The sequence below is a fragment of the Methylomonas sp. LW13 genome (genome assembly GCF_016865255.1).
Taxonomy (GTDB): Bacteria; Pseudomonadota; Gammaproteobacteria; order Methylococcales; family Methylomonadaceae; genus Methylomonas.
Genome location: NZ_CP033381.1, coordinates 2,524,378 through 2,543,327, shown reverse-complemented (window position 1 = coordinate 2,543,327; position 18,950 = coordinate 2,524,378). Strand labels below are relative to the sequence as shown.

19 protein-coding genes are annotated in these 18,950 nt (G+C 52.0%); 7 read left to right on the top strand and 12 right to left on the bottom strand.

Annotated features, from left to right (window positions below):
* Positions 1–460: 460 nt before the first annotated feature.
* The 9 genes from JL719_RS11385 to prmB are packed head-to-tail and all read right to left on the bottom strand — an operon-like array spanning position 461 to position 7,489.
* On the bottom strand, positions 461–1,261 hold the full coding sequence (locus JL719_RS11385) for a nuclease-related domain-containing protein (protein ID WP_033156287.1): 801 nt from the start codon (positions 1,259–1,261) through the stop codon (positions 461–463).
* 8 nt (positions 1,262–1,269) lie between these two features.
* The gene (kdsB, locus tag JL719_RS11380; RefSeq protein ID WP_033156288.1) at positions 1,270–2,052 is read right to left on the bottom strand and encodes a 3-deoxy-manno-octulosonate cytidylyltransferase; all 783 of its coding nucleotides are present in this window, start codon (positions 2,050–2,052) and stop codon (positions 1,270–1,272) included.
* Complete coding sequence (locus tag JL719_RS11375) at positions 2,049–2,240, bottom strand: Trm112 family protein (protein WP_033156289.1); 192 nt, start codon at positions 2,238–2,240, stop codon at positions 2,049–2,051. Before JL719_RS11375 ends, kdsB begins: the two co-directional genes overlap by 4 nt.
* Positions 2,233–3,234 (bottom strand): tetraacyldisaccharide 4'-kinase, encoded by a 1,002-nt coding sequence (gene lpxK, locus JL719_RS11370; protein WP_033156290.1) that lies wholly within the window; start codon positions 3,232–3,234, stop codon positions 2,233–2,235. Before lpxK ends, JL719_RS11375 begins: the two co-directional genes overlap by 8 nt.
* On the bottom strand, positions 3,234–3,665 hold the full coding sequence (locus JL719_RS11365) for an ExbD/TolR family protein (RefSeq protein WP_033156291.1): 432 nt from the start codon (positions 3,663–3,665) through the stop codon (positions 3,234–3,236). Before JL719_RS11365 ends, lpxK begins: the two co-directional genes overlap by 1 nt.
* On the bottom strand, positions 3,665–4,279 hold the full coding sequence (locus JL719_RS11360; RefSeq protein ID WP_020481246.1) for a MotA/TolQ/ExbB proton channel family protein: 615 nt from the start codon (positions 4,277–4,279) through the stop codon (positions 3,665–3,667). The genes JL719_RS11365 and JL719_RS11360 overlap by 1 nt, the downstream gene beginning before the upstream one ends.
* A 34-nt stretch (positions 4,280–4,313) precedes the next feature.
* Positions 4,314–5,468 carry an MFS transporter gene (locus JL719_RS11355; RefSeq protein WP_033156292.1) on the bottom strand — a complete coding sequence of 385 codons (1,155 nt, stop codon included), beginning with the start codon at positions 5,466–5,468 and terminating at the stop codon, positions 4,314–4,316.
* Complete coding sequence (gene aroC / locus JL719_RS11350) at positions 5,469–6,557, bottom strand: chorismate synthase (protein WP_033156293.1); 1,089 nt, start codon at positions 6,555–6,557, stop codon at positions 5,469–5,471.
* 2 nt (positions 6,558–6,559) lie between these two features.
* Positions 6,560–7,489: a 50S ribosomal protein L3 N(5)-glutamine methyltransferase gene (prmB, locus tag JL719_RS11345; RefSeq protein ID WP_033156294.1), complete on the bottom strand. Its 930-nt coding sequence runs from the start codon at positions 7,487–7,489 to the stop codon at positions 6,560–6,562.
* An 88-nt stretch (positions 7,490–7,577) separates the two neighbouring features.
* Here prmB and JL719_RS11340 point away from each other — a divergent pair, with 88 nt between their 5' ends.
* From JL719_RS11340 to JL719_RS11320, 5 genes are all read left to right on the top strand, one after another.
* Positions 7,578–8,456, top strand: coding sequence for an HDOD domain-containing protein (locus tag JL719_RS11340; protein ID WP_033156295.1), 879 nt, complete (start codon positions 7,578–7,580; stop codon positions 8,454–8,456).
* A gap of 127 nt (positions 8,457–8,583) precedes the next feature.
* Positions 8,584–8,931 (top strand): hypothetical protein, encoded by a 348-nt coding sequence (locus JL719_RS11335; protein WP_033156296.1) that lies wholly within the window; start codon positions 8,584–8,586, stop codon positions 8,929–8,931.
* A gap of 198 nt (positions 8,932–9,129) precedes the next feature.
* Positions 9,130–10,377, top strand: a complete 1,248-nt coding sequence (locus JL719_RS11330; protein WP_033156297.1) for a hypothetical protein — start codon at positions 9,130–9,132, stop codon at positions 10,375–10,377.
* Positions 10,378–10,538: 161 nt separating this feature from the next.
* A complete protein-coding gene (creD, locus tag JL719_RS11325; protein WP_033156298.1) occupies positions 10,539–11,903 on the top strand; it encodes a cell envelope integrity protein CreD in 1,365 nt (454 codons plus the stop codon).
* A gap of 61 nt (positions 11,904–11,964) precedes the next feature.
* Positions 11,965–12,480 (top strand): metal-dependent hydrolase, encoded by a 516-nt coding sequence (locus JL719_RS11320; protein WP_033156299.1) that lies wholly within the window; start codon positions 11,965–11,967, stop codon positions 12,478–12,480.
* A gap of 3 nt (positions 12,481–12,483) precedes the next feature.
* Here the strand turns inward: JL719_RS11320 and JL719_RS11315 are convergent, their stop codons facing one another.
* Genes JL719_RS11315 through nirB form a run of 3 tightly spaced genes read right to left on the bottom strand, consistent with a single transcriptional unit; the run spans position 12,484 to position 16,325 of the window.
* Positions 12,484–13,401, bottom strand: a complete 918-nt coding sequence (locus JL719_RS11315) for a PhzF family protein (protein WP_033156300.1) — start codon at positions 13,399–13,401, stop codon at positions 12,484–12,486.
* Between the two features lie 3 nt (positions 13,402–13,404).
* The gene (gene nirD / locus JL719_RS11310) at positions 13,405–13,785 is read right to left on the bottom strand and encodes a nitrite reductase small subunit NirD (RefSeq protein ID WP_033156301.1); all 381 of its coding nucleotides are present in this window, start codon (positions 13,783–13,785) and stop codon (positions 13,405–13,407) included.
* Positions 13,785–16,325 (bottom strand): nitrite reductase large subunit NirB, encoded by a 2,541-nt coding sequence (gene nirB / locus JL719_RS11305; RefSeq protein ID WP_033156302.1) that lies wholly within the window; start codon positions 16,323–16,325, stop codon positions 13,785–13,787. The genes nirD and nirB overlap by 1 nt, the downstream gene beginning before the upstream one ends.
* 431 nt (positions 16,326–16,756) lie before the next feature.
* Between nirB and JL719_RS11300 the strand changes: the two genes are divergently transcribed.
* Entirely contained in the window at positions 16,757–18,235 is a 1,479-nt protein-coding gene (locus JL719_RS11300; RefSeq protein WP_033156303.1) for an MFS transporter, read from the top strand.
* Between the two features lie 2 nt (positions 18,236–18,237).
* Positions 18,238–18,819: an ANTAR domain-containing response regulator gene (locus tag JL719_RS11295; RefSeq protein WP_033156304.1), complete on the top strand. Its 582-nt coding sequence runs from the start codon at positions 18,238–18,240 to the stop codon at positions 18,817–18,819.
* Positions 18,820–18,950 lie beyond the last annotated feature (131 nt).

Below are 18,950 nucleotides of genomic sequence, written 5' to 3'. Positions count from 1 at the left end.
CCTACGGGAAAGCTGTCGTAATAATTAAAACCATCCCTTCTCCCCCAGGGAGAAGGTTAGGATGAGGGAGTCCAAACAAATGCTGCAAGAATTTTCCCCCTCACCCCAACCCTCTCCCGCAAGGATAGGGAGCGTTAAGACCACGAGAATACATTAATCCCCCTGCTACACAGCAACGGTGTTTCCCCGTATGCCGCGCCGAGCACCGGAGCTTTTATCGAGAACAGCCCGAAGGGGCACCGCATGGATGCGGTGCGTCGGCGGAGGGGCTGGGAAGCCCCTTCTGCCGACCCTCGATAAAAGCTTCGGCGCGCAGGATGAAAGCGGCATCCGGGCCGCCTTTTCTTTGGATACTTTCTTTTGGCGGAGCAAAAGAAAGTATCTCGCCTTCGGGTGCGAGAACCCGATTAAATCAAGCTTCGCGATAGCGACACCCTTACCTTAGAGATCATTTCCAAAATTAGGTATTGATTTGCTTGATCGCCCTACATTTTGGGAAGCCAGTACAACCCCAAAATTGTTTGCCCTTATTGGCACCGTTTCCTGCTGTTCTTATGACCATAGATTTACCACAGTTCGGACACGAGTTTTCATGATGCCGAGTCTGTTTGGCCTGAACAATATTTTTAACGTGCTCTACGTGGCGCCTATGTGTTCTGTTAGTTGGTTCCAATCGTCCAAATTGTAATCTGGCAAAAATCTCGTGAACCTGACTATCACTAAAAAGTAACTGAGTTTTACTTTCTATGAAGCGAATAAATTCTCCGGCGTAGACAACATTGGCTGGCATTGGCGTTTTGAAAGAGCTATCTCCAACAAATACAACGAGCGAAAATATCTTTTCTGGATCAAGCGCTAAAAATCGTTGCAATGCCTGAGTATGCTTGTAATTCTGATGTAACTGATTTTGAAATTTAGTTGTGTGACGGTAAATCTTTTGCGTCCAAATTTTCTGATTAGCGTCCCCGAATATCCAGCCCTTCATATTCTTGGTTTCGATAACAAATACACCATAACGGGACACTATTACATGGTCTATTTGTGTACTGCCACTTTCCGTAACCAAGGTTACGTTTTTAATCAGTTTGTATATGTCTTTGTCCAGCAAGAATTTCGCTGCCAAATTGACTTGTCCTTCGCCAAACGCCCCTTTGATAACTGGAGATTTAAGAACACTTACAACAATAGCGAGTAGTATCAACCACCAAAAATTGCTTATCAATGGCCCAAAAATTTGTACTAAAACCGCTGAGGTGTTCATTTGTGAGCTTAGTTTGGTTGACTAGCTGAGTACATGATCTGTTTTGAAACCCTCACCAAATCCTCCTCCGTATCCACCCCCGCCTCCGGCGTCTTATCAACTACGCGAACCAATACCCGCTCCCCATGCCAAAGAATCCGAAGCTGCTCCAACGACTCAACACTCTCTAACGGCGACGCAGCCCAACCGCAATACCGCTGCAAAAAACCCACCGTATAAGCATACATACCAATATGCCTCAAATGCGGCAAAGCAGCAGACGCAATATCGTGCTTGTCAGGAAAAGTCGAACGGTTCCACGGAATCGCCGCCCGGCTAAAATACAAGGCATAACCATTTTTATCCAACACCACCTTCACCGCATTCGGATTGAAAATTTCCTCCACGTCCAAAATCTTAGCCGCCAAGGTGGCAATCCCAGCCTGTTCCTGTCCAGCCAGCGCCAAGGCCGCATCGCGAATATAAGCCGGTGGAATCAACGGTTCATCGCCTTGCAGATTCACGACGATCTGTTCGTCGGCCCAGCCCATGATCCGCGCTACCTCGGCGATACGTTCGGTGCCGGACTGGTGGTTTGGATCGGTCATTACCGCTTGCAAACCTAAGTCGCTGACCGCATCGAAGATGCGTTGGTCGTCGGTCGCCACTACCACTTGCTCGGCGTCGGCTTCCAGCGCGCGTTCGCATACATGCACGATCATCGGTTTGCCCGCGATGTCCAACAAGGGCTTACCCGGCAAGCGGGTGGAGCCGTAGCGGGCCGGAATGACGACTTTGAAACCGCCGCTCATTTACGCAGAGCGTCCGCTTCTTCGAAGCTCAGTTCGCGGGCTTCGTCTTCCAGCATTACCGGAATATCATCGCGGATCGGGAAGGCTAAATTGTCGGCTTTGCAAATCAATTCCTGCTTGTCTTTGTCGTAAATCAGGGAGCTTTTACACAGCGGGCAGGCCAGAATCTCGAGTAGTTTTTTATCCATGAGCTTTGTCTTTTAGTAGTTTTAACAGTTGTTGAGAAAATGCCTCGGGCAATTCGGCATCGATAGGTAAATACCAGTGCTGGTCGGTCGCGAAGCGGGCGCATTTCACCGAGTCCTTTTCGGTCATAAGCACCGGGCGAGGCTCTTTAAATTGCAAGTCTTCGGCAGTAAACGGATGGTGGTCGGGCAAGGCGTGGGTTTGACAATCCAGTCCGGCAGCCGCCAATTGCGCAAAGAAGCGTGCCGGATTGCCTATCGCAGCGACGGCGTGGCAAGCCATGCCTTTGAATTCGACCAGCGGTTTTCGTTCGCCGGTTTTCATGTTGATCAGTTGCTGGCCCTTGCAGTGCATCGGCAGTTCGCCTTCCAGCAGTTCATCCGGGCCGTTGACCACCACCAAATCCACTTGTTTGACTCGTTCCTGCGGCTCGCGCAGCGGGCCAACCGGCAGACAATAACCGTTACCGAAGCGGCGCTGACCGTCTACCACGACGATTTCGATGTCGCGCTCCAATGCGTAATGCTGCAAACCGTCATCAGAGATTAAGACATCACAGGCGTTAATAGACAACAATTGCCGACCCGCCGCTACTCGCTCCGCCCCTACCACAATCGGGCAATCGCAACGTTTGGCTAACAACACCGCTTCGTCACCGACTTGCGCCGGGTCGCTGTCGGCGGTGACTGCTTGCGGACTGGTGCTGGCCGCGCCGGCATAACCGCGACTGATCACGCCCGGTTTGTAGCCGTGTTGTTTCAGAAATTCGACCATCCAGATCACCAAGGGCGTCTTGCCGGTACCGCCCACGGTAATGTTACCGACGATGATTACCGGCACCGGTAGCCTGGTTTTTTTCAATACGCCGATGCGGTACAAAAAGCGCCGCAAGCGGATGGCATCGACATACAACATCGACCAGGGCATCAGCCAAGCCGAGATGTACATCTCCTTGTACCAGGCGTCCTCAAACCATTTCACTAATTTCGGGTTCATTATTTTTCCGGGCGGTTGATAGCAAAAGTGATGTGGTGAAAGCCTAATTGATTGGCGACATCCAAGGCGCTGACTACGGCTTGATGCGGGGCTTTGCCGTCGGCGCTGATGATGAACGGTAACAATCTGGACTCGCCGGCGGTTTGCGCCAGGGCGGCTTTCAAACCATCCAGGTTTTGATTCACCAGCTCATGAAACTGGTTGTCGTCACCGGCCAAGGCATAAGTGCCTTTGGCATCGACGTATAAATTAATGGTCTTAGCCTGCTCCGTGGCGTCGCTGCCTTGGGCTTCAGGCAGGTTGATCTTCAATTCGGAGTGATGACGAAACGTGGTAGCGACCATGAAGAAAAATAGTAAAACCAGCAACACGTCTATCATTGGGATTAAGCCGATATCGACCTGCGTACGGCGTTTGCGGCGGAATTGCATTAAATATCCTCGCGCGCGCCTTGCATGATGTCGATCAGGCGCAGCGACTCTTCTTCCATCCGCACCACGTGATCATCAACCAGACGTTCGAAATAACGGTGAAAAAACAGGCTGGGAATCGCCACGGTCAAACCCGAAGCGGTACAAATCAAGGCTTCGGAAATGCCGCCGCTCAACACCGCAGGATCGCCCATGCCGCCTATCGCGATGTCGGAAAACACCCGGATAATGCCGTCCACTGTGCCCAATAATCCTAACAAAGGCGTGATCGAAGCGATGCTGCCCAGTGCATTTAAATAACGCTCCAGCTCGTGCGTCACCTGCCGGCCCACTTCCTCGATACTGGATTTCATGATTTCCCGGCCATGTTTGCGATTCAATAAGCCGGCTGCCAGAATCCGCCCGAGCGGCGAACTCAGTTTAATGCGCCTGATGGTCGGTTCGTCGAGTTTCTTGTCTCTATGCAATTGCCAAATGTACGGCACCAAATCGACGGGAATGATGCGTTTGCGTTGCAAGGACCAAAAGCGTTCGCCGATGATCGCCATCGCCACGATGGAACACAAGATGATCGGCGCCATCATCCAGCCGCCGTTTTTGATTACTTCAAACACGTTGTCTATCCCTCTTTCCTGAAACCTGTCAATTTTAACCCAATCCGAGGCGAGATTGCCGAGCCACACCGATATAGGTAATCAGCAAAGCCACGCAACACACCAGGGCGGCGATGATATACACCAGGCGGCCACCTAGCATGTCCCAGAAATAACCGCTGTAAAGACTGCCTATCATGCCGCCCAAGCCAAAACTGATACTGCTGTAAAGCGCCTGCCCTTTGCTTTGATGGCGTTCGCCGAAATACTGAAACAGCAATTGCATAGCCACGACATGCGCGACCCCAAACGTGGCTGCGTGCAGAATTTGCGCGATGATCGTCAATGCCAGCGAATCCACCCCATCAGCGATTAACAGCCAACGCACTACGCTGAGTGATACCGCAAAAAGCAATAGCGTGCGCGGCGAGAGCCATTTCAACAATTGCCGCATCGCCATGAACAACAACACCTCGGCCGCGACACCGCTGGCCCACAACAAACCGGTTTCGGTCGCGGAATAGCCGTGCTGCTTTAAGTAAACCGAATAAAACACATAGTAAGGGCCATGCGCGACTTGCAGCAGCATATAAACCAGCAAAAATGCCAGCAGCTCCGGTTTCATTAGAATTTGCCAGATGCCGCCAGTATTGCTGTGGGTCAGGCGCGGCTTTGCTTCCGGCGTGATTAAAGCCATCAGCCAATTCATCAGCATCAAGCTGCCGATAATCCAGGGCAAATAGGCAATGCTAAATTGATCCAGAAACCGGCCTATGCCCAGAACTGCGGCAATAAAGCCGATAGATCCCCATAGCCGGATTTGGCTGTAGCGCTGCGGTTCGACTTGCAGATGAAACAGGGTCGCGGCTTCAAACTGCGGCAAGGTGGCATTCCAGAAAAAGCTGAAAAGCACAGTCACCGCGGCAAACCATAGATAATCGCTGCGGTACAAAAAACCGGCAAAGCACAGCACCGACAGCAGCGAGGTGATGCGAATCAGACGTAAACTACGTCCGGTTTTGTCGGCCAGCCAACCCCAGTAATTCGGCGCAATAATCTTGGTAGCCACCAAAAAAGCCGTCAGCTCGCCGATTTCGGTGGCGGCGAAACCGACTTGTTTAAGGTATAAACTCCAAAACGGCAGGAATGCGCCCAGCGTGGCGAAATAGCAAAAGTAAAAGCCGGATAAGCGCCAGTAAGGTACGCTCATTCAGCGCAGAATCGGCAATCCTGAATTTACATGCAGGTTTTGCGCGCGATGCCGGAGCAAATGATCCATCAAGACGATGGCGACCATCGCTTCGGCGATAGGCGTGGCGCGGATGCCGACGCAAGGATCGTGGCGGCCTTCGGTGACCACTTCAATCACTTCACCTTTGCTGTTGATGCTACGGCCCGGCAAACGTAGGCTGGAGGTGGGTTTTAAGGCAATCCGGGCGATGATGTCCTGGCCACTGGAAATCCCACCTAAAATGCCGCCGGCATGGTTGCTTAAAAAGCCTTCCGGGGTGATTTCGTCACGAAATTTCGTGCCTTTGGTATCGATGCACTCAAAACCGTCACCAATCTCCACGCCTTTAACGGCGTTGATACTCATCAAAGCATAAGCCAGTTCGGCATCCAGGCGGTCGAAAATCGGTTCGCCTAGGCCGGGCGGCACGTTGCTGGCGATTACTTCGATCTTCGCGCCTATCGACTCGCCTTCCTTGCGCAGTGCATCCATGTATTTTTCCATTTCTTCAACTTTGCCGGCATCGGGGCAGAAGAACGGATTGTTAGGAATTTCGTTCCAGTCGAATGCGTCAATTTTGATCGGACCCAGTTGCGACAAGTAGCCGCGCACCAAGACGCAATGTTCTTGGAACAGATATTTCTTGGCAATCGCGCCGGCGGCAACGCGCATTGCGGTCTCGCGGGCCGAGGAGCGGCCGCCGCCGCGATAATCTCTAAACCCGTATTTGTGCTGGTAGGTGTAATCGGCGTGGCCGGGTCGGAAGCTCTCGGCAATTTTCGAATAATCCTTGGAGCGTTGATCGGTGTTTTCGATCATCAGCCCAATCGGGCAACCTGTGGTTTTGCCTTCGAATACGCCGGACAGGATTTTTACTTCATCGGCTTCGCGGCGCTGCGTGGTATGCCTAGACGTGCCAGGTTTGCGCCTATCCAAATCGATCTGCAAATCCGCTTCCGACAGTTCCAAACCGGGAGGGCAGCCATCGACGATAGCCAACAAGGCCGGGCCGTGGCTTTCGCCGGAGGTGGTGACGGTAAATAATTTTCCTATGCTGTTTCCGGACATGGTTATAAAGCGCTAACAAAGTGTGAGTGATAAAGAGAGACTTGTGCTGCGGTGAGCAGAAATACGCCGTCGCCGCCACGCTCGAATTCCAACCATTGGAACGGCACGTCCGGGAACATTTCCTGCAAGGTTTCGGCGCTGCTACCGACCTCAATGATCAGGATGCCCTGCTCCGCCAGGTAGCGTTTGGCGTCAACCAGAATCCGCAACACCAGATCGAGGCCGTGCTCGCCGCCGGTAAAGCCCATCTCGGGCTCAGCATGAAATTCCGCAGGCAAGCTTTCCCATTCGGCGATAGCAACATAGGGCGGATTGCTGACGATGATGTCGTAAGGCTTGGCCGGCAAGTCGTTGAATAAATCGGATTGATAGAGTTGGACTTGCTCTTCCAGTTCATGTTTTTCAATGTTGACCTGGGCTACCGCTAACGCATCGTCCGACAATTCCACTGCATCCACTTGCGCATCCGGGAAGGCATAAGCGCAGGCGATAGCGATGCAGGCGCTACCGGTACATAAATCCAGGATGTTGAACACTTGGGTTTCTTCCACCCAAGGCTCGAAGCGTTCGGCGATGAGTTCGGCGATGGGCGAGCGCGGCACCAAGACCCGTTCATCGACATAAAACGAAAGGCCGGCAAAAATCGCTTCGTGGGTTAAATACGCAGACGGCTTACGCTCGACGATACGGCGTTCGATCAACGCCACCACCGCCTGGCGTTCGGCCATGGTCAACACCGAATCCAGATAGCCGTGATCCAAATCGTAAGGCTGATGTAAGGTATGCAACACAATCGCCGCGGCTTCATCCAAAGGCGTGACCGTGCCGTGACCCAGAAAAACCTGATGCTCGGCAAACCGGCTGGCAGCCCAGCGAATATAGTCTCTGATGCTGCTGAGGGTTGTGATAACATCCGGGCCTGTTATATTCATAGCGTGTCTATACTTAAAAATACGTTTAAAAATGCAGCAGCGGATTTTAAACCAATCCCCCGCCGCTTGCCCGAATAAAGCACAGTAAATGACCGAGGCCCATTCTCAAGCGCTATCCGCCAAACTGGCAAAAAATCGTCTGTATCAGGATTGTTTTAAATATATGCAATCCGATTCCTTGGCGTTACCGACCATCCCGGATGTCTCGGTAAAAATCCGCCGGGCAATTAACGAACCCAACGCCAACAGCAATAAAATCGCCCGAGTCGTGCAAATCGACCCCAGTATTACTGCGCGCTTGGTCAAAATCTCCAATAGCCCGCTATACCGGGGCCGGCGCAAGATCGAAAGCTGTCCGGAAGCCTTGACCCGTTTGGGCTTGAAAGCCGCGCAGGACATTATTACCGCCTTCGCGTTAAAAGCGGTGTTCAACGCCAAATCACCGGTGATTCGCCGTAAGATGCAAGAGCTTTGGGTGCATAGCAGTTACGTGGCGGCGATCAGTGCGGTATTTGCCCATAAAACGCCCGGCTTCGATCCGGACCGGGCCATGTTGGCCGGCTTGATTCACGATATTGGCGTGGTGCCGATTCTGGCTTACGCCGACCGGCAACCGGAGATTGTGGCTAATCCGGGCGACTTGGCTGAAGCGGTGCGCGAATTGCGCAGCCCGATTGGCGTGCAAATTATCCGCAAATGGGATTTTCCCAGCGACTTTGAAGACGTGATCATCCACGCTGAAAACTGGCACCGCGACAGCGGCGAAACCGCCAGTTACAGCGACATAGTCATGATTTCGCAATTGCATAGCTTCATCGGCAAGATAGACATCAAACAAATGCCCAAGCTGGACGAATTGCCTGCTTATAAAAAATTGGCAAAAGGCAATCTGGATGCGGATTTAAGTATCAATATTCTCGACCAGGCTAAAGATGAGATCGAGCATATCCGGCAGATGTTGAGTTAAACCGCTCAGCGCCAGCGTTGGCAATCTACTCGAGTTGCGGAATAATTCGGCCCTGATTGAATTGCGCAAATTGTAATTCGTAACCCTGAGTATTCTTGGATTTTTTCTTACCAAAGGAGTTAGCTAGATGAAACATACATTATTAATCGCCGCCTTGCTGCCCACCCTATTTGCAAACCCCGCGCAAGCCGGTAGCCTGGCCAACGGCAGTTGGCAACCCAGCGGTTGCGGCGCCGTGCCCGAGTCACCTACTATCGATGCCGGCAATATCGATGCCTACAATAAAAGCATTGCGGCGATCAACGCCTGGCAACAAAAATCCCGCGATTATTTCGAATGCTTGATCAAAGAAGCCAACACCGATAACGGCATCATTGCTGACCACGCCAATCAGGCTCAGGCCAAATATCGGGAAACAGTCGAAAAAATCGGCGCACAAGCCGAGGCAGCCAAGAAAAAACTCGATAAAGAATAAGCTGGCGCGCACTGCAAGCTGCAGTTGCTGCGGCCGACACGTTATTTTTACCAGCGTTTACAATTCGCGCCCCGATTAAGCCTCCCGAGCAACTGGGATTTATCATAAAATCTCCGCATGACATGCAGCAGCCATTCGCGTAACGCGGGGGCTGCGCTCCTATACCACCACTCTCTAGCAATAAACACTACCCAAGCCATGAAAAAAATCGACATCAAGCTGCTGATACTGGCGATCAGCGTGCTGTTAAACGGTTGCGCCAGTCTCGGCAAAGGGATTACCGAAGCCATTCTGGAAAAGCAGGAAGCGGAAGACACCCGCATTTGCGAAATCAAAGGCGATAAATTCGAAGGCATCAAACCGCAGCTGGAAGTGCATGACCGGAAAATGAAGCTGCTGATGGTGCACGGAGTCGGCAACCACTTGCCGGGTTACTCCACCCAGTTCATGGAAAAGCTGGCCAAGGAACTTGATCTGACCGTCACCAGCAAAAATGTCAAAAATATCCGCTTGGCCGATGCAAAAGGCCTTGAGCGACCACTGGGCAATTTGCGTATCCACCGTTATCTGGATGCTAATAAGTCGCAGGAAATGCTGTTTTACGAGCTAACCTGGTCGGAGATTAGTGCCAAGGAAAAAGAAGTATTGTCCTACGATAACTCCGGAGAGCAGTCGTTTCGCCGCGCCGAAGTCAACGATTTGTTAAAAAAATTCTCTAACGATACCGGACCGGACCCTATCATTTATCTGGGAGAGAAACGCGAGGATATTTTGTCGGCATTCGCGCAATCCTTCTGCTGGATGATCCACGGCGACTGGAACAACCTGCCGGACGACGTCAAGCAAACCTGCTCCACCAAGAACGTCACACCGTTTTACAACGACAGCTACGCCTTCATCTCCCACAGTTTGGGTAGCCGCATTACTATCGACGGCTTGCAACAAATTGCCTCGAAGCTGGGCAACGGCGAAACGGCCAGCTACTACACCGCATTAACCAATGTTTTAAAGAATAAAGAGATACCTATTTACATGATGTCCAACCAATTGCCCATGCTGCAATTGGGACGGGCACTACCGGAAGTGGCGAATCATGCCGACACTTATTGCCAAGCCGACGGCGCCAAATACAATGAACGGATCATGGCGAAAACTTCGGTGATCGCGTTTAGCGACCCCAACGATTTACTCAGCTATGCCATTCCGCACGATTTCGTGAATAAATATCTGGATTCGCGATTATGCGTGAATGTCACCAATATCAATATTAACGTCGCCAGGGTTTATGATGCGTTTGGCTTGGGTAAACTGGCGAATCCGATGGATGCCCATATCGGCTACGATACGGACGACCGGGTGATTGCCTTGATCGCCAAAGGCATCGCTAACGAACACACCGCACCTATCGTCAAAGAGCGCTGTCACTGGGTGGAAACCATTGATTAAGCTTTTTAGGGTATGGCTGAAGGCTTAGCCATGCCCTTCCCCTCGCATTACCCCTCACAGCAGTCCTGCCCACTTCACCCTCGCTTCACATTCCCACCATCATCCGCTCACCTTGCCGGTGCATGCTGTTCATCGTCTTTTAACTCCACGGAATAAACGCGATGCAAAAAAAACTCTGGCAAAAGATCTGCATAATGTTCGGTCTGACTTTGGTGCTGCTGATACCGATAGGCATGATAAAAAATCTGGTGGGCGAACGCGCCGAACGCCAACAACAGGCGGTGAGCGACATTGCCGCCAGTTCTGCCGGTCCCCAGCAATTGTTCGGCCCGTTGTTGACTGTACCTTACACCGAGCGCTGGACCGAGATTATCGAAACCAAACAGGACGGACTGCCCAAGCGTGAACAAATCGAACGTGTCGATAATCGGCTGCTGTATTTTCTTCCCGAGCACCTGAATATAGCCGGCGAGCTTGCTACGGAAACCAAGCAGCGCGGCCTGTTCAAAGTGCGCTCTTATGTACTGAATGTCAGCATCAAAGGCGATATGAAACTGCCCGGTGCTTACGGCAATCCCAAGCCGCTACATAACGGCCAGATCAGTTTCGGCACCCCTTACGCCAGCGTCGTGCTGGCAGATATGCGCGGGGTACTGGAAGCGCCGGGCATGGAATGGGGCGGCAAGCAATATGCCTTCGAACAAGGCGCGGAGTTACCCATGCACCAAGCCAACGGCATGCACGTGTCATTGGATGCACCGCCGGTCGAGTTCGGCGCCATCAACATACCGTTTGCTTTCACGCTAAAAATACGCGGCATCGAATCGCTGGATTTTATTCCGGCCGGCAAGCAAACCCGCGTGGAATTATCCTCAGCCTGGCAGCACCCCAGCTTTTACGGCCGATTTCTGCCTGATCCGCAAACCCAGCAAGTCGGCGAGGCCGGTTTTCATGCGTTATGGTCGGTTGATGCGCTGGCGTCGAACGTCGCCGAAAGTCTTGGTAAGTGCCAGGCTATCAGTTGTTACGACAGCTTTGGTATACGTTTGATGGAACCCATTAATGTCTATTCCTTGTCTGATAGAGCCAGTAAATACGGCTTCCTGTTCGTCTGTCTGACTTTTGCAGCCATCTTTCTGTTCGAAATTCTGAAAAATCTGGCGATTCATCCGGCGCAATACGCCTTGGTGGGTTTGGCGTTGGCGATGTTTTTTCTGCTGCTGTTGAGTTTGTCGGAGCATTTGGACTTTGTGCTGGCGTATTTAATCGCCAGTGCTGCCTGCGTAATACTGATCGGCTTCTATCTCAGTGCAGTGTTGCGCAGCGCCAAACGCGGTATTAGCGCCGGCGCCTTACTGAGCGGCTTGTTCGGAAGTTTGTATGGCTTGTTGGAGTCAGAGGATAACGCGCTGATGCTCGGATCTTTACTGATGTTTGTCTTGTTAGCCCTGGCGATGGTTACCACGCGGCGCCTGGATTGGTATGGACTGAGTCAATCCGCTGCCGATAACTCGGCAATCATTTAAATCCCACCGGCTCGGGGCGTTGGCTCTAAGCAGCGTTCCGAGCAACAAAATCGAGGTAGTTATGATTGTTGCTCATCTTCCGGCCGGCTATATCGTATCGACGCTGCTGTTTAGGCGATTTGCAAAATATGGGGTCACCGGGATAAATTTTCTGCGCGCCGGCATGCTCGGCAGCATCGCGCCCGATCTGGATATGATTTATTTTTATGGTTTCGACCACCGCGCTCACCCACATCACAGTTATTTCAGTCACTTTCCCAGCGTCTGGCTGCTGTTATTAACGCTGGCGATCCTGTGTTTTCAGCATTGCCGGCACAAGAAGCTGCCGGTGTTGGCGCTGATTTTTACCGGCAACGGTATGTTGCATATGGTGCTGGATTATATTTCAACCAATATCTACTGGCTGGCCCCCTTCGTAAACAAGCCTTTTGCCTTGATTACGGTGCCCAGTGTCTACCAGGATTGGTGGCTGAATTTTCTGCTGCACAGATCCTTTGTGCTGGAAATTTTGCTGGTAATTTGGGCTACCGGTTTATGGTTTAGGCGTCGGTTAAATAGGCTCGAATTGGTCGAATAAACCTTAATCCGGAAGATGGATCGTTCCCTCGGCAAACAACACGGCTTGACCACCGACCCTGATGGTCAAGTTCTCCAGGCCTTTGTTATCCATTTCCAAGTGGATCAAGCTGCGGCGAGTGCTTAGATCACCGCGTTCCACCGCAAAAGTGTGGGTGCCTTTCTGAGTGTGTTCAAACGAGCACAGGTAACAACAAAACGCCGGTATCGCGCTGCCGACCGGCGGATCGGCATGGATGCCGATATTGGGTCCCAGCAAGCGGGCATTGAAGTCCGCTTCCGGGCTCGATGATTTCGGGCAAAACAGCAAGATTTCCTGCGCCGCGGTTTGCGGTGCCGTGGATTGCGCCCAAGCCGCGTAATTAAAGCGGGCTTTGCGCACCGATTCGACATTCCAAACCGGCACTACTAAATAAGGAAACCCGCAAGACACCAGGCGTGGCGAGTATTTTTTATGATCCAGCTCCGCAAGCTGCAAGCCTAAGAAACTGCAAATTTCATCGTCGCTGGGCGCAAAGCGGTCGACTATCGAATCGACGCTACGGCTAAATTGCACCAAGCTTGGTTGGCCATCCTGACTGGACAGATTAACTTGAATAACGCCGATATTTTGTTCGAACTCGAGTTTAGTCAGCGGTTCGGTTAACGCTACACCGCCGGACATAGCCAACACGTAGGCTGCGGCAATAATCGGATGCCCGGCAAAATTGATTTCGCCTAAAGGGGAAAATATGCGCATCCGCCGGTGCTTATTGCCATCGGCTTTGTGAAAAAGAAATACCGTTTCCGACAGATTCAATTCTTTGGCAATCTTGGCCATTTGCTCGGCATTCAAGCCGTCGGCCTTCGGTAATACCGCTATCTGCGCACCGTTGAAAATCTGGTCGGTAAAGACATCAGCGATATAATATTGGTAGTTCACACCTTACTCCATTTCACAGACAGCCAAAGACGGCGATTTTTGTTGCGCAGGCGACGACGCCGGCATCACGGCGACTCTGCCGTTTTCCAGGCGTACTTGATAGGCCGGCACACTGACGCCGGCATCTTCAAAGCACACACCTGTACGTAGATGGAAATGCTGTTTATACATCGGCGACGCGACCATCGGTTCGCCGCTTATGTCGCCTATCATACCGCGCGACAGAACGTTGGCGTGGCTAAACGGATCGAAGTTACCGATGGCATAGACTTCCTGCCGGCGTTGCAGGTAAAAAATCGCGACTTGTTTGCCTTTTACTAAGGCACACACCCCAGAATCGGCTTGCAAATCGTCGATGCCGCACACATCTATCCACGTACTCATTATGCCGCCTCCTCGATCAATTTGAAATGTTTACGTTCTTGCGCGTTGGCTGGCCGCACTTGGCCGCGTTCCTCGACAAACACCACGTTGTCGTCGGCTTGATCGCTGTTGACGAAATGCCGGAAGCGCTTCAGGCGTTGCTCGTCCGCCAGCGTGGTTTTCCATTCACACTGATAGGTATCGATAACGTGCTGCATCTGCCCTTCCAATTGTGCGCCTATACCCAGCCGATCCTCGATAACCACCGATTTCAAATAGTCCAAACCGCCTTCCATATTTTCCATCCATACCGAAGTCCTTTGCATCCGGTTGGCGGTGCGGACATAAAAAATCAACACCCGGTCGATGTATTTGATTAGCGTTTCTTTATCCAGATTGGTGGCAAACAAATCGGCATGACGCGGTTTCATGCCACCGTTGCCGCAGACATATAAATTCCAGCCGTTCTCGGTAGCAATCACGCCGATGTCCTTGCCTTGCGCTTCCGCGCATTCGCGGGTACAGCCCGAGACGCCGAACTTGATTTTATGCGGCGCGCGCAAGCCTTTATAGCGATTTTCCAACTCTATCGCCAAGCCGACGCTGTCATCGACACCGAACCGGCACCAGGTGCTGCCGACACAGGATTTGACGGTACGCAAGGATTTACCGTAAGCATGGCCGGATTCAAACCCTGCATCGATCAGTTCTTGCCAAATCGCCGGTAATTGCTCCACGCGGGCGCCAAACAAATCCACACGCTGGCCACCGGTGATTTTGGTGTAAAGCTGATATTTTTTGCCGACTTGGCCTATTGCGATCAACATATCCGGGGTAATCTCCCCGCCGGCAACGCGCGGCACCACCGAATAAGTGCCGTCTTTTTGCATATTGGCCAGGAAAATATCGTTGGTATCCTGCAAACCGATATGTTCTTTTTTCAGAATATAGTCGTTCCAGTGTGAAGCCAGGATGGAACCGACCGCTTGCTTGCAGACTTCGCAGCCCAAACCCTTGCCGTGTTTGTCCAGCAATTCGTCGAAGGTTTTGATTTCTTCCACCATCACCAGGTTATACAAATCCTGGCGAGTGTGCGGAAAATGCTCGCAAATATCAGTACTGACTTCCACGCCCAGCTTGGTCAATTCGCAATCCAATACCGACTTCAGCAGCGCGGAGCACCCGCCGCAACCGGTGCCGGCCTTGGTCTCGGCTTTCAGGCCGCCGAGCGTGGTGCAACCGGCTTCGATTGCGCCGCAAATCTGGCCTTTGCTGACATCGTAACAGGAGCAAATCTGCGCCGATGCGGGTAAGGCATCCGGCCCGAGACCGGCCGATTCACCGGCAAGTTGCGGCAAAATCAAAGAATCCGGATGCTCAGGCAGCTCGATGCCGTTCAAGCAATATTGCAACAAAGTGCTGTAAGCGGACGCATCGCCGACCAAAACCGCGCCCAACAGCCGTTTCTGATCCTGACTAACCACCAAGCGTTTATAGATTTCACTGGCACCGTTTTGATAGGTATACACCATCGCGCCTTGGGTCCTGGCGTGCGCATCACCGATGCTAGCCACATCGACGCCCATCAGCTTTAGTTTTGTGCTCATATCGGCACCGGTAAAACTGCCTGCTTCGCCTGCCAAATCAGCAACCACGGTACGCGCCATCGCGTAACCCGGTGCGACCAAACCGAAAATCTGCCCGTTCCACAGTGCGCATTCGCCAATCGCATAAATATCTGCATCGGAGGTACGGCACTGATTGTCGATCACTATGCCGCCGCGCGGCCCCACTTCCAAGCCGCAGCCACGGGCTATGTCGTCGCGCGGTCTGATGCCGGCGGAGAACAATACGATGTCGGTTTCCAGCGTTTCGCCATCGGCAAAATTCATTTTATGCAGGCATTCGGTGCCGTCGTCGATCAGTGTGGTGTTTTTGTTTAAATGTACTTTCACATCCAGCGCTTCGATCTTGCGCTTCAACATCGCCCCGCCGCCTTCGTCGAGCTGTACCGCCATCAAGCGCGGCGCAAATTCGACCACGTGCGTATCCAGCCCTAAGTCTTTCAAAGCCTTGGCCGCTTCCAAACCCAACAAACCGCCGCCGATGACTACACCAACTTTGGATTTGGCTGCCGCGGTTTTCATCGCTTCCAAATCTTCAATGGTCCGATACACCAGGCACTGCGGTCTTTCATGCCCCGGCACCGGCGGTACGAAAGGATAAGAGCCGGTTGCCAATACCAGTTTGTCATAATCGACTATTACACCTTTGGCAGAGGTGACTTGCTTACGCTCCCGGTCGATACTGGCCGCCTTGTCGCCTAAATAAATCTCGATACCGTGCTCGGCAAAGAAGCCGTCTTCCACCAAAGACAAATCGGCCGCGGTTTTCCCGGAAAAATACTCGGACAAATGCACCCTGTCGTAAGCCGCTCTTGGCTCTTCGCAGAATGTGACAATCCGATAGCGAACTCTCGCATTGCTAGCGACCAATCCAGCCAGAAAATTCTGGCCTACCATACCGTTGCCGATAACAACCAGGGTTTGTTTCATATTCATCAGGGGCCTCTGTTTACTCAGAATTTATGCAAACGCGCTACACGGCCTAGTGGCGGTAAGGCGATTCAAGGAGCTACTGTCTGGTCGCTACCGCCCTTTTTCGCAGCCAAAAAAAAAGGCATCCTGTTCGAATGATTGACTCATTCAAGCAGGACGCCTTTGTCCAGGTTTAATACGGGGGTAAAGTCTAACGACGAGACTTGCTAAATCTTTAACAAAATTTATGCCAACATTAAAAACCCTTTAAAAACGCCGCTTCCCGCCGCCAGACATTATTTTTTTCGCAAAATTCGCACTCAAATAAGGCAAAAAAACCGGTTACTTGCACCACTATGGGGCTATCTGATCGCGAATTGCCGGGTTTGTCGCTATTGAATCATTGGCATATAAACTGCTAAAAAAGACCAAGGAACGACAACCACGGATCATTCATGTCTTTTACGCCTTTTAAATTACTATCCATGCGCGGCAAGACCAAAGTGCTGCACATGAGCTGGATCGCGTTTTTCATCAGCTTTGTTATTTGGTTCAATCATGCGTCTTTGTTAGTACTGATCCAGCAAGATCTGGGGATCAGCGAAACCCAAATCGAAATCCTGTTATTGCTGAACGTGGCGCTGACCATTCCTGCTCGGGTGATTACCGGTATGCTGGTGGATAGATTTGGCGCGAAAATCAGTTACAGCGTGTTATTGGCCGTTTGCAGCATTCCCTGCTTCATGTTCGCGATGGCCGAAAACTTCACCGAACTGGCCTGGTCGCGGTTTTTACTGGGCTTTATCGGCGCCGGCTTCGTGGTGGGCGTGCGCATCATCGGCGACTGGTTTCCGGCCAGCCAAGTCGGCACCGCAGAAGGTATTTATGCCGGCTGGGGCAATTTCGGGTCGGCGGTTGCGGCGATTTTCCTGCCGGGACTGGCATTTTATTTCGGCGCGGAACACGGCTGGCGTTCGGCGATTGCCTTGACCGGCGTCATCGCTTTGATCTATTCGGTGATTTATTATTTCAGCGTGGAAAACCTGCCGCCGGAAATTGCCGCCCTGAAAACCCGCCGACCCATGGCGATGGAAGTCACCAGCATCCGCGACTTATTTTTATACATGCTGAGTCTGGTGCCCCTGTACGCGACCATCTCCTTATTAGCCTGGAAACTGTCCACGCCGGCCACGCCGGTCCTAACCGACGGCTGGAATCTGACTATTCATGCAGTCGTCTGGCTACTGTTCCTGATCCACGTGTTTCAATTGGTCAACAACAACGCCGACCGCCTCAGCCAACCGATTGCCAGCATCCATCATTATCAATACCGACAGGTATTCATTCTGGCGATAGCCTATCTGGTTACCTTCGGCTCCAAACTGGCCGTTTTATCGATGCTGCCGATGTTTTTCTTTAAGACATTCAACGAAACCCAAGGCACCAGTATGTTGGATGCCGGGTTTCTGGCCTCCAGTTTCGTGGTAACCAACGTCATCGCCCGGCCAGCCGGCGGCTGGCTTAGCGACAAGATTGGCCGCAAACTGTCCCTGTATTTATTCGTGGCCGGCCTGGCCGGCGGATATTGTTTGATGGCGATGATTTCTGCGCAATGGACTATCCTGGCAACGGTGGCGGTTACCTTGCTTTGCTCTATATTCATGCAAGCGGCGGAAGGCGCGATATTCGCGTTCGTCCCCTTGATCAAACGCGCCATCACCGGCGAAGTGGCCGGCATCGTCGGCGCTTACGGTAACGCAGGCGCCATCGTTTATTTGATTTTGCTGACCTTCGTCTCCACCGGGCAATTTTTCTTGATTCTGGGCCTGTCCTGTTTTCTGTTGTTGGGTTTGATTTACTACCTGGAAGAACCTAAAAACTACATCACCGAAATCATGCCTGACGGCTCTTTGCTGAAAATCGCCCTGGATTGAACATGGCAGCGCTTAATGTCTTGGTCGTCGATGAATTCGACAGCGAACCCTTGCTGGAAACCAGCTTGCGCCAGCACGGCTGTGAGGTGGTAACCTTGAAACTTAAAGAACTGGACATGATGCAAATTGTCCAGACCCTGAACCCCGACGTGGTGGTTTTGAATTTGTACGCCCCTAACGAGGCCGTCTTGCGCACCATCGTTGACATCAATCATAACTGTTCGCTGCCGGTCGTCATTTTCGCCGAAGATCAGCAAACCGAGACCATCAACAAGGTCATCAAAGCCGGGGTCAGTGCTTATATAGTCGACGGCTTGGATCCGAAACGCATCAAGGCCATCATCGACATCGCCATAGCGCGTTTCAAAGAACAACATGCTTTAAAAGAAGAATTAAAAAAGACCAAGACTCAATTGGAAGATCGCAAGCTAGTAGATCGTGCCAAAGCGATTTTAATCAAGTCGCAAGGTTACACGGAAGACCAGGCCTATCACGCCTTGCGCAAACTGGCGATGGACCGCAACATCGCCATCGGTGAAATGGCCAAGAACGTCATATCAATGGCGGAGTTGTTCAACAAATGACGACTTGCAGAGCGGTCGCGGCAGCTATACATCAGGTCATTATTTATTACCCGGCCCTCGAGAGTACTGGGCCTGTCGAATGATACACAAGCCTCGGCTTCGAAGCGCTCAGCCCGAAAGGAATACCCGCG

Bases quoted from the DNA above. Each gene is read 5' to 3' on its own strand.
- JL719_RS11330 (WP_033156297.1), top strand. From the start codon at position 9,130: ATGAAAAAAATCGACATCAAGCTGCTGATACTGGCGATCAGCGTGCTG.
- kdsB (WP_033156288.1), bottom strand. From the start codon at position 2,052: ATGAGCGGCGGTTTCAAAGTCGTCATTCCGGCCCGCTACGGCTCCACC.
- creD (WP_033156298.1), top strand. From the start codon at position 10,539: ATGCAAAAAAAACTCTGGCAAAAGATCTGCATAATGTTCGGTCTGACT.
- JL719_RS11295 (WP_033156304.1), top strand. From the start codon at position 18,238: ATGGCAGCGCTTAATGTCTTGGTCGTCGATGAATTCGACAGCGAACCC.
- nirB (WP_033156302.1), bottom strand. From the start codon at position 16,325: ATGAATATGAAACAAACCCTGGTTGTTATCGGCAACGGTATGGTAGGC.
- JL719_RS11335 (WP_033156296.1), top strand. From the start codon at position 8,584: ATGAAACATACATTATTAATCGCCGCCTTGCTGCCCACCCTATTTGCA.
- nirD (WP_033156301.1), bottom strand. From the start codon at position 13,785: ATGAGTACGTGGATAGATGTGTGCGGCATCGACGATTTGCAAGCCGAT.
- aroC (WP_033156293.1), bottom strand. From the start codon at position 6,557: ATGTCCGGAAACAGCATAGGAAAATTATTTACCGTCACCACCTCCGGC.
- JL719_RS11365 (WP_033156291.1), bottom strand. From the start codon at position 3,665: ATGCAATTCCGCCGCAAACGCCGTACGCAGGTCGATATCGGCTTAATC.
- JL719_RS11300 (WP_033156303.1), top strand. From the start codon at position 16,757: ATGTCTTTTACGCCTTTTAAATTACTATCCATGCGCGGCAAGACCAAA.
- JL719_RS11375 (WP_033156289.1), bottom strand. From the start codon at position 2,240: ATGGATAAAAAACTACTCGAGATTCTGGCCTGCCCGCTGTGTAAAAGC.
- JL719_RS11320 (WP_033156299.1), top strand. From the start codon at position 11,965: ATGATTGTTGCTCATCTTCCGGCCGGCTATATCGTATCGACGCTGCTG.
- JL719_RS11385 (WP_033156287.1), bottom strand. From the start codon at position 1,261: ATGAACACCTCAGCGGTTTTAGTACAAATTTTTGGGCCATTGATAAGC.
- lpxK (WP_033156290.1), bottom strand. From the start codon at position 3,234: ATGAACCCGAAATTAGTGAAATGGTTTGAGGACGCCTGGTACAAGGAG.
- prmB (WP_033156294.1), bottom strand. From the start codon at position 7,489: ATGAATATAACAGGCCCGGATGTTATCACAACCCTCAGCAGCATCAGA.
- JL719_RS11355 (WP_033156292.1), bottom strand. From the start codon at position 5,468: ATGAGCGTACCTTACTGGCGCTTATCCGGCTTTTACTTTTGCTATTTC.
- JL719_RS11340 (WP_033156295.1), top strand. From the start codon at position 7,578: ATGACCGAGGCCCATTCTCAAGCGCTATCCGCCAAACTGGCAAAAAAT.